The 863-nt window shown below is 32.9% G+C and carries 2 protein-coding genes; both read left to right on the forward strand.

Features of this window, described 5'->3' with window-relative positions; genetic code table 11:
• The coding region (locus FC88_RS04115; RefSeq protein ID WP_157060417.1) for a helix-turn-helix domain-containing protein at positions 1-538 on the forward strand (538 nt) is incomplete at its 5' end.
• A 116-nt stretch (positions 539-654) separates the two neighbouring features.
• The coding region (locus FC88_RS13010; protein ID WP_162256526.1) for an IS3 family transposase at positions 655-863 on the forward strand (209 nt) is incomplete at its 3' end.

Here is an 863-nt window from a genome sequence, read left to right on the forward strand (position 1 = left end):
TTTTTTTATGACAAAATACTCTTCAGAATTTAAAGTAAAATTAGTAAATGAATATTTAGAAGGACAAATATCGATACTTGGTTTAGCCAAGAAATATGGGATACCAAGTAAATCCCCTATTTATAATTGGGTACATCAAGCCGAGACTAATGGGTTGAACTCTTTAAAGAATAAAAGATCTCATAAAGAATATTCTCAAGACTTCAAGTTATCCGTGATAGAATATTATAAATTACACGAGATCAGCCGTCTTGATACCGCAATTCATTTTAAAATATCGCCTAGTCAAGTTAGTTCTTGGATTTATATATATAATCATTATGGTGTCGCGGGATTGAGGCGGCGTCCCAGAGGGAGACGCCCATTAATGGCGAGAAGAAAGAAAAAAACTCATTTAAGTTCTTCAAAAGAAGAGAAATATAAACAAGAAATACTCGATTTAAAGTCAAAATTACACGATACGGAAATGGATCGTGATATTTTAAAAGCACTAAAGGCCTTGAGAGAAAACAATCACAGCTCGAGAAAGCAAAAATAGTTGAATCATTAACTGATAAGTACAAACTTACTGAACTATTAAACAAAATAAATTTACCAAGATCTACATACTATGAACGTCTTAATAAAGTCAAAAAACAAGATAAATATGCCCAATTGAAAGAATTCATCACACAGACTTATTATGATTCAAACTCAACCTACGGTTATCGTAGAATCTGGAAGCAATCCCTCAAGGCCGGATTTAAAAACTCTCCAGATACCGTACGTCGATTAATGGGCAAATTAAATTTAAAAGTAACTATTTATTCCCGCCATACATCTGGTTATAGTTCCTTTAAAGGTAATGTTGGGAAGAAAGCCCC

Source organism: Companilactobacillus futsaii JCM 17355 (assembly GCF_001435505.1).
Classification (GTDB): Bacteria; Bacillota; Bacilli; order Lactobacillales; family Lactobacillaceae; genus Companilactobacillus; species Companilactobacillus futsaii.